We start from the raw sequence: 8,709 nt of genomic DNA on the forward strand, positions 1-8,709 counted from the left end.
CAGATGGTTGAACCCAATTGCCAAGATTACTGTAACGGTAAGCGAATACAGGGCAGAGCTATGAACGGTTATTTTTCTATCAATAAGAAGTTGATGAGTGGAGCCCTGCTGGCCTCATCGCTAATTCTATCCGCGTGTTCTGATAACGACTCTAAGCAGGATGACATGCTTGAGTTTGAAGTTACAGTGAGCAACTTGACGGCTGGTCAGCCTTTATCGCCTGCTGCAGTTTTATTGCACGATTCCCAATGGAAGAGTTTTCAGACGGGTCATAGGGCGAGTGATGAACTCGAGTTACTAGCTGAAGGGGGAGACAACAGCCAGTTCTTATCCTCATCGCTTGACGATTCTTACGTTTATCTTGCTGAGTCTGGTGCTGGAATTATAGCGCCAGGAGAGTATGAGTCGTTTCAGGTTCAAACTTCTGAAAAATACTTGGGAACTTTATCACTGAGTGTTGTGTCTATGTTGGTTAACTCGAATGATGCTATTGCAGCTTTAAACGGTAAAGCAATTAGCACACTAGAGATTGACGAGAGTATGAGTTTTGAATTGCTGACCTATGATACGGGCACTGAAGCGAACACCGAGACAGCAGACACAATTCCCGGGCCTGCAGCACAAGGTGGCGATCGTGAAGGGTTCAATGTTGCGCGTGATGATGTTCGGGACGCAGCATATCTGCACCCAGGTGTTGTGACTCAGGACGACGGTTTATCAAGCTCAACCTTAGGTGAGGTTCACCGTTGGGATAACCCGGCTGTGAATGTTCGCGTGGAACGTATTCGTTAGCGCACGTTGTTTGAGGGCTTTTGAATGTTGTTATTCTTAAGCTTAGTAGCCTCACTCTCTCCTCGTTTTTATGGTCTCAAACAGGCTTATGATAAATGCTAGGGAGCAGAGAATGAACCTTCATATGGAGAGTAAAAGTTTACAAGCGGTTGATGTTCTTTCTGACCTTGATAGAAAGCGTTTTCTGATTGTGGAAGATGACCCCGATATCGCAGACCTTATGTCGCTTCACCTTCGAGACTTAAACGCCGATATTTTAGTTGTTAGTGATGGCGTTGAGGGTTTTCAGCGAGCGAGATCAGAGCAGTGGAACGCCATTATTTTAGACTTACAACTGCCAGGCATAGACGGTTTGGAGCTATGTAGAATGCTTCGAGTCTCACAAATTTATGTGCCGCTGATGATGGTGACTTCCCGTTCAACTGAGTTGGATAGAGTCTTAGGTCTAGAGATTGGTGCTGATGATTACTTAGTTAAGCCTTTTAGTGTGGCCGAACTAAAGGCAAGAGTAAAAGCATTGCTTAGACGGTCTGCCCAGAGTGAGAAACCAAGACCTGAAGCGAGTGTATTGAGCTATCTTAGCCTTTCTTTAGATTCCTCTTCTAGAAAAGCAAAATTAGCTGAAAAGACGCTAGATCTAACAGCGAAAGAATTCGATTTACTTTGGTTCTTTGCATCTCATGTGGGAAAGGTCTTTAAACGTAGTGAGCTTCTTGACAAGGTTTGGGGTTATGGTCACGAAGGTTATGAGCATACCGTTAACTCTCATATAAATCGCTTGCGATCAAAACTGGAATCGGATTCTTCAAACCCTGTATATATTAATACAATTTGGGGGGTGGGTTATCGTTTTGGAGAGTAAGAACATTGAAAAGGGTGCGATGAGACGAAAGCTGCCGTTTTATACAAAGCTGGCTGTCACCATATCTATCATCGGTATTTTTGTGACAGGGATGTTCTTTGTCTTAGCGCTATGGAGCAGTGATAAATATCATCAAGAAGTTACCCAGCGGCTCCATCGTGACTTGGCACCGTACATACTGGATCATTTATCTGAGCCTTTGTTTTTAGACAAAGCAGAGCGAGAAAATGGCAGCCTTAATATCAATAAAAAGGCACTTAAGGGGATCGCAATCAATACCATGATGATCAATCCAAGTGTTGAAGTTTATTTGTTGGATAATAATGGTCAAGTATTAGGGCATGCGCTACCCGACGCCTCAATCGATAAAGGTCAGGTCAATGTACGGGCAATAGACTCATGGCTAAAGGGTGAGGGGAATGAGGCAGTCTTGGGGAGTAATCCAAGAGAGCCTGATAAACTCAATATATTCTCTGCCGCGCCTGTCTTCTTTCAGGGTAAGCAGAAAGGCTTTCTGTATATCGTGCTCGCTAGTCATGAGTCTGCCTCGATAGCCGAATCACTGCAAAGCAGCCATATCATTCGCATTGTCTTAGGAGCGATGTGCGCAATATCGCTATTCTTCGTTTTCTCAGCTTTGTTATCTTTCAAGCGAATTACTAGCCCACTGAGGAAGCTGGCTCAGGAAATTCGAACTTATCGTGAGGCTGAGCTAGGCACAAGTGATGCTTGGGAATTAAGGAGTAACAGTGATGAAATTGAAGTTTTATCGAGTTCCTTTTCGCTTATGCGCCAACGAATACAAAGCCAGTTTGATCAACTCGCTGAAAGTGATCGCTTAAGAAGGGAGTTAATATCTAATGTCTCTCACGACTTAAGAACGCCATTGGCAGCCATGCAGGGCTATTTGGAAACACTCATTATCAAGTCCGAGACGCTAGACTCTGCTAAGCAGAGAAAATATTTGGAAGTGGCGCATCGTCATAGCAAGCGTTTAAGGGATTTAGTTAGTCAATTATTTGAATTATCTAAACTAGAAGCGGGGAGGGTTCAGCCACAATACGAGATATTCTCCTTGACTGAGCTTGTTTACGATGTGCGACAAGACTATGAATTACGAGCGCAAGAAAAGGGGCTTGAATTGATCGCAAAAGTGCCTGATGAGAATGTTTTGGTGAATGCCGATATTTCTCTTATGCAGAGGGTGCTCCAGAACCTGATTGATAATGCTATCTCTCACAGTAAAGAAAGTGGTGAAGTTACCTTGTCACTGAAGTTAGAAGGACGCGGCGTTCAAGTCGGTGTTTTTGATACTGGCCGTGGCATCGCTGCCGAAGATATCCCTTATGTTTTTAAGCGTTTCTACCAGTCTACGTCAGACGTAAATCCTGAGCTTAGGAAAGACGGCGCTGGCCTTGGTCTAAGTATCGTTCAGAAGATACTTGAATTGCATGACAGTATCATTAGCGTCAGATCTCAGTTAAATACCGGGACAGAATTTTCCTTTGCTTTGATGAGGGTCTAGCTTAGAGGGTGAGACGGGAATGTTCATTTTTTTTAATAGTGAAAAGTGATTTTTCTCATACTTTTTGCTTGTGGGGAGCGGCACTAACTCAAGGGAAAGAGTAGAGTTAATGAATATCATTCCAGCGTTTAGTATCGGCTAAAATGGAGAGGGGCATAAGCCCTTTATTTGTTTTCCTGAAATAGGGTGTACAAACTCCAATGTTGTTGCATGTAGCATTAGGCGGTCAGCCATTGCTTTACTACGCTCTGTTGCATATAAGTCACAGCCAATAATAGGGTGTAAGATTTCGCGGCTATGAATTCGCAGTTGATGGGTTCGTCCTGTCAATGGTGTGAATGTTACCTTGGTCAAGTCAGGGTTCAGGTAGCGCTCAATAACTTGAAATTTTGTTATCGCCTCTTTACCTGTTTCGTAGCAGATTTTCTGGAATGGAAAATTGGCCACATCTTTTGCGATTGGAAAGCTAATCGTACCTTCATCTTTTTCGAGTGTGCCTTCTAATATCGCGCAATATGACTTTTTTATCGACCTTGCCTGAAACTGTTTTCCAATATGAGCATTAACGCTTTTGCTAAGCGAGACCAGCATAATACCTGAGGTGCCGAAGTCGAGCCGGTGAGTCAACCTAGCACTAGGGAAGTCTTTAACGAGTCGGTAATGAACTGAATCAATATTGAGAGGGTTCTGTCCTGACAAACTCAGCAATTTACTCGGCTTGTTAATGAGCAATAAATGCTCATCTTGATAAAGAATCTTGATATGTTCGTGGCAAGGCGGGGCGATAAAATCATCAGGTTTATGTTGCATTGTCTTAGTATGACGGAAAAAACGGTGATGTATAGATGAATTGAAACAGAAAAGTGTTTAGTTAAAATTTGTCGATTCAGAAAGTGATAATTCAACCGATATTTTTACGGTTGGGCTAAATCGCAGACAAGAAAAAACCCGAACATCTTGCGATGATCGGGTTCTTCGAATAATGGTGCCCGGTCTCGGAATCGAACCAAGGACACGAGGATTTTCAATCCTCTGCTCTACCGACTGAGCTAACCGGGCATATCAATTATTTAAAGTGCTTGATCTTGCACTGGTACAACTTGTTGCGTCTCGGTATGTCTGCAACGGGGGCGTATTAAACCTGTTTCGTTTCGATGAGTCAAGAGCTAAAACTAAAAAAAAATCACAAACGTAAATTTTGATTATTTTGTAGGCGTAACATAGCCCTCTATGCTTTCAATGTCTTCATTATTAAAGAATTTATGCATCTGTTCTTTCAAGAACTTTCGGTCTTCGGCGCTCATCATATTGAGCTGTCGTTCGTTAATCAGCATGGTTTGTTTATTTTGCCATTCTTTCCAGGCTTGTTCAGAGATGTTGTTAAAAATATCTTGGCCCGCTTCTCCTGGCATTGTCGGGGTATCCAGGCCTTTCAGTTCTTTTTGATACTTTCTGCAAAAAACAGTGCGACTCATGTTTCGATCTCGTGTGGTAAGTAAATAGCATGTGATGGGTCAATCTTAGTCATTTAATCTGAATAAATCATCACAATTTAGCTTTTCAAGGTAGGAAGATATTGGTGCCGGCAGGCCTAATTTAGAAAGCTGATGTTCTTGGATCCACTTTAGCCTATCTGATGAGCGTACTTCTGGTAGTGACGCTTTTAGCTTTAATTTAACCGGCTGTATCTCTAGTTTGTAATGAGAAAAGGTATGGTGAATGCTTTGGTGTCTTTCTAGTAGTTCTGTTTCTATGCCAAAGTTCTCGGTGCAGTATTGAATCAAGTCTGGTGGCGTGAGTGAGGGTGGTGCCTCTGGCAAGCTATATAAACCACCCCATATTCCGCTTGGCGGCCTTTTCTCAAGTAGGACTCCCTTATCAGACTCAATTAGCAGTGCCCAGGTTTTCTTTTGAGGGATCTTTTTTTTGGGTTTTGAAACCGGTAGGGCATGTTGTAGGTCTGCTTTGTTTGCCTGGCAATCTTCCTGCATTGGACAAATTGTGCACTTAGGTTTGCTGCGTGTGCAGAGTGTTGCGCCAAGATCCATGATGGCTTGTGTATAGTCATCAACACGATCTTGCGGTGTGTGTTCATCTGCGAGTAGCCATAGCTTTTGTTCGGTTTTTCTTTCGCCAGACCAGGTTTTGATGGCGTGATAACGACATAAAACCCGTTTTACGTTGCCATCAAGAATCGGGGCATATTGTTTGTGAGCAATGCTACGAATAGCGCCAGCAGTTGAACGACCAATGCCTGGCAGGGCACTTAAGCCGTCAACATCTTCGGGAAAGACGCCATCCAGGTCATAAGATATTTGTTTTGCTGCTTTGTGTAGATTACGCGCACGGGCGTAATAGCCTAAACCGGCCCAATGTTCGAGCACGCTGTCTTCGTCAGCATCTGCCAAACTTTTAACATCAGGAAAGCTTGCCATAAAGCGTTTGAAGTAGTCGATAACTGTGCTGACCTGGGTTTGCTGGAGCATAATTTCAGATACCCAAACCCTGTAGGGTGTTTTGTCTATTTGCCAGGGTAAGTTTTTGCGACCGTGTTGGTCGAACCAATTTAGTAGGCGATTTGCAAAGATTGATGAGCTTTTATCTGTGGACATTAAAATAGTTTCTTGAGTAGGTTCTTGGCAGCATCTTTGATTTCATCTTTGTCGCCAAGGTGTTTGTTTAAGGCTCTATCCAGTTCTTTATCTAATTTACGCTTTGCTTCTTTAGCAGCTACTTGCTTGGTCGCATCGAGTAAACGTTTGCTGTCCAGTTTACATAGCTCAGCTGGAGGCGTATCAAATTTTCCTTTGCATCTTACAGGAACAGGAATGTCTTTGAACTTTTCATTAACCCTGCAGGCATGCTCATTAGAGTCGCCAATGACGCGTAAGCCGGTTTTTATGTCTAGCGATGTTGCGCTCAGGTTGATAGGGCCTTCGGCGCTCATCGCCAATCCGGAGCTTGTTAGCTCGAAATTGTTCGTGAGAATCTCATCTTTCAAACTGGCGCTGCCTTTAAGCAGATCAAAAGGTGTGGCTTTTGGCCAGTTGTTAGTATCGATAGAATCTTTATTTATTAGGGCCAATCCTTTGCAGCTTAGTGCCTTGAAGTTTATGCCTTGAACTTCACCGTCGAGTACTTCAAATTCGGATTGAGCCAAGGCATTGCTTTGAACTTCGCTTAAGGTGTTACCACGACTTGTCAGCGCAGCACTAAAATTGAGAGTGCCACTGAGGCTAGCGCTGTCCTCGGCATTTTGAATTTCCAGCGCTTGAATCAGAGTGCCTAAGTTAAGGTTTGATATCTTTGTATCGGCTTGCCAAGTAGGTTTGTTGCTACGCGCATCTATTTTTGCGCTCGTGTTTAGTATGCCTTCATGAGACTTCGCAGACAGGTTTGTTACGCTGACGATTCCGTTCTTTGCGGCTAATTCGACATTAAGATTTTCGATCAGGACTTTGTTTGCAATTAAGCTTTGTTGTTTTAAAGATATGTCTAGATCGAGCTGTCTCAGTGTTTCTAGTGGCAGAAGCTCTGAGTTGGTTTGGTTGTTCGTTGGTGCTTCATCGTTGGCGCTTGCTTGGGTGTTGTTATTTTCCTCTTCGGCGGGTAAATAATTATCGATATTAACTGAGTCACCGACAAGGCTAAGTGCAAACGCTTGATTACTGCTATTGAATGTAAGGTCTCCTTGCCATGAACTCTTATCTACTTGTGTGTTGATTTGTTGAAAGTATAGAGCCTGGTCTTTAAATTCGAGCTTACTCGAAAGGCTAAATGCGTTTAGCGCTTCAGGTGAAGATAAGGTGGGTAATGCAATTCCAAATCTCTCGGCTAGAATCTTGGGGTTGAACTTGTTGACTTGGACTTGCCCTTGAAGGTGAGGTGATTCTAAGTAGTTTGTAAGGCTTAACTGACTATCAAGCTTGAGTTCCTCGAGTATGAGGAAAAGCTCCTCAACCACTATTTCTTCTTTACTGGTGTTCACAGTGAATTTGCTGTCGAGACTTGCATTAATTACTTCGAACTGAGAGAAGGCGCCATTCGCTTCAAAATTACTCTTGAGTTCTTTTACCGTAATTTTTGAAAAGTCAGGTGAAAACTCGATAAGGCCAATAATATTAGAATTGAGTGTTAGTTTTTCTATGGTGTCTTCGAAGGTGAAGTCTATGTCGAAGGGTACATCTTTGTTTGGTGCTATGTTTGAAACCTTAATACTCGCAGGTGAAAGTTTAATGCTTTGGTTTTTGAGCTCTGATGTATAAGCAATGTTTAGGTTAGATATGCTTAGCTGGCTGAGTAAAAACGAAAGCTCAGAAGTCTTCTGGTTTTTTGAGTCTTGATTTGAATCTTTTGCTTTCGTTTCCGAGGTGTCTTTTTCCAGTGCCGCTGTTTCTTGTGTTGGTAGAATATTAAGCCAATTGGCTTTTCCTTGCTCGTCTTCAAATAGCGATATTTTTGCACTATCGAGAAGCAGGGTGTGAACGCTGGGTGAACCCTTGAGTAAAGAAAATAGGTCTACCTGCGCCAGTATTCTCTTAATAGATGCAAACGCTTGTCCATGCTGATCACTGATTTGCATATCGTTGATATCAATGCCGAGTGGGTACAAAGACCAGGTTAGGGACCCGTCTATCGATAAGTTTATTCCGGCTTGTTCTATAGCTTGCTGCTCAATCGTAGGTTTGAAGCGATTTGCATCTTGAAACTGAATGAACAGCGCGATACCTAGCACTGCTAATAAGGGCAGTCCGATAACCAAAAGTAAGCTGAATTTAAGAAATTTGTTCATTGCTGTATATGGCCCTTAATGAGTCGGTTTCTTGTTCAAGGTATCGTGGCTTTTTATCTTTGAAGTGTTTATTATTGCTGGTCTGCAGGATTATGTCATTGAAGCTTTTCGAATTTCTAATCGGAACGCTCATTAATAGGCTTGCCCGCACAGAAATACACCCTGAGAAAACCACCAGTGATAATAATAGTGAGGTAGGAAATGACCGTTAAAGTAAGTATTGATATTGATCGCGAGTTTACCGTTAAAGCCGATGCAAGCACTGCTTTTGCATTGTTGGCGGATGTGCCCGCTTCAGGCGCCCACTTCCCAAAAGTTGAAGCACTAACCGATCAAGGTGACAATACCTTTCTTTGGGAAATGGAAAAGGTAGGCTTGGGTGATCATGCAATCCAGACTGTTTATGCCTGTAAGTATTCTGCTGACGAAGCCGCATGTGAAGTTACTTGGACTCCTGTTAAGGGTGAGGGTAATGGCGTTGTATCAGGTAAGTGGGAAATAACCGAAGGTGACGGCGTAACTAACTTGAAATTAACGACTTCTGCGCAATTGACTTTGCCTTTACCAGGCCTGCTTAAGTTAGCAATTAGCCCGGTTGTTAAGCATGAATTTAGTGCAATGGTTGATGAGTATATCGACAACCTGAAAGGCGCATTGGCTTAGACCTTTTGTGCTGTGGATAAATAAGGCTATCTAATTTATCTATTTATTATTTTATTTTCGGAGAAGTAAATGGCT

At 42.8% G+C, this 8,709-nt stretch carries 8 protein-coding genes and 1 tRNA gene; 4 read left to right on the forward strand and 5 right to left on the reverse strand.

The window, feature by feature from the left end:
• The 3 genes from A3729_RS10620 to A3729_RS10630 form a co-directional block, all read left to right on the forward strand.
• The coding region (locus A3729_RS10620; RefSeq protein WP_231877412.1) for a spondin domain-containing protein at positions 1-792 on the forward strand (792 nt) is incomplete at its 5' end.
• A 112-nt stretch (positions 793-904) separates the two neighbouring features.
• Complete coding sequence (locus tag A3729_RS10625; protein ID WP_231872177.1) at positions 905-1,654, forward strand: response regulator transcription factor; 750 nt, start codon at positions 905-907, stop codon at positions 1,652-1,654.
• Positions 1,644-3,179, forward strand: a complete 1,536-nt coding sequence (locus A3729_RS10630) for a cell wall metabolism sensor histidine kinase WalK (protein WP_068553872.1) — start codon at positions 1,644-1,646, stop codon at positions 3,177-3,179. The genes A3729_RS10625 and A3729_RS10630 overlap by 11 nt, the downstream gene beginning before the upstream one ends.
• Before the next feature lie 138 nt (positions 3,180-3,317).
• Here A3729_RS10630 and A3729_RS10635 read toward each other — a convergent pair whose 3' ends face one another.
• The 5 genes from A3729_RS10635 to A3729_RS10655 form a co-directional block, all read right to left on the reverse strand.
• Positions 3,318-3,989, reverse strand: a complete 672-nt coding sequence (locus A3729_RS10635) for a pseudouridine synthase (RefSeq protein WP_068553871.1) — start codon at positions 3,987-3,989, stop codon at positions 3,318-3,320.
• Between the two features lie 173 nt (positions 3,990-4,162).
• Positions 4,163-4,238: transfer RNA gene (locus A3729_RS10640), tRNA-Phe, on the reverse strand.
• 143 nt (positions 4,239-4,381) lie between these two features.
• Positions 4,382-4,654: an oxidative damage protection protein gene (locus A3729_RS10645; RefSeq protein ID WP_068553869.1), complete on the reverse strand. Its 273-nt coding sequence runs from the start codon at positions 4,652-4,654 to the stop codon at positions 4,382-4,384.
• Positions 4,655-4,699: 45 nt separating this feature from the next.
• The gene (gene mutY, locus A3729_RS10650) at positions 4,700-5,791 is read right to left on the reverse strand and encodes an A/G-specific adenine glycosylase (protein ID WP_068511288.1); all 1,092 of its coding nucleotides are present in this window, start codon (positions 5,789-5,791) and stop codon (positions 4,700-4,702) included.
• A complete protein-coding gene (locus tag A3729_RS10655; RefSeq protein WP_068553867.1) occupies positions 5,791-7,971 on the reverse strand; it encodes an AsmA family protein in 2,181 nt (726 codons plus the stop codon). Before A3729_RS10655 ends, mutY begins: the two co-directional genes overlap by 1 nt.
• A gap of 201 nt (positions 7,972-8,172) precedes the next feature.
• On the opposite strand from A3729_RS10655, the gene A3729_RS10660 reads away from it, so the two are divergent.
• Entirely contained in the window at positions 8,173-8,634 is a 462-nt protein-coding gene (locus tag A3729_RS10660; RefSeq protein WP_068511282.1) for an SRPBCC family protein, read from the forward strand.
• Positions 8,635-8,709: the final 75 nt, after the last annotated feature.

It is taken from the genome of Oleiphilus sp. HI0043 (assembly GCF_001634935.1).